The sequence below is a fragment of the Psychrobacter sp. 1Y4 genome, assembly GCF_051847555.1.
Genome location: NZ_JBPYDE010000931.1, coordinates 1 through 569, shown reverse-complemented (window position 1 = coordinate 569; position 569 = coordinate 1). Strand labels below are relative to the sequence as shown.

At 32.3% G+C, this 569-nt stretch carries 1 protein-coding gene; it reads right to left on the bottom strand.

The features are described 5' to 3' along the window. On the bottom strand, nt 1–251 hold a 251-nt coding region (locus ACS8FC_RS19680; protein ID WP_439298027.1), incomplete at its 3' end, for a hypothetical protein. Nucleotides 252–569: the final 318 nt, after the last annotated feature.

Genomic DNA, 569 nt, shown 5'->3' with positions numbered 1-569 from the left:
AATCCAGCCTGATTATACTTTTTATCCAAAAATAAGAAAGCGCCATTACTGGCTAATAAAAACTGCTTATATCCGAAAGGTAGTTCTTCAATACCTATTAAATTAAAGGTGCTGACAATTTCAGATTCTGAAGAACCTTCATTAAACATACAAATTAGCTCAAATGAATAACTTTCGTTGTCGTAGCTAGCCCTCTTCGGTTGACTCCAAGTCTCTTTGAGAAACTGTATTTTTTCTATAATATCTATCATTTTATTTCTGCTTAAATAAGTCTTTAGAAAAATAAAGATCTAGCTTTGAGAAGCAGTATGTGATTGTATTATGGCTAGTATCAAGGAGTAATTAAGAAAAGGAGAGTGTCTTGTGATAACGTCCGTTAAAGTGGCTATAACAAAGGGATGTTGAAAACTGAATAGACACGGCATATACGTCGAAGGGTACATTGTGATTATCTTAATGTACCAATTCAATAACAATAACTATTATTAAACTAGTTCGATTCCTTATACAGGCATCGAGCATCTTTTAACAATTGTGAAGGTAGTAAAATGAATTCTGAAAACCGAAAT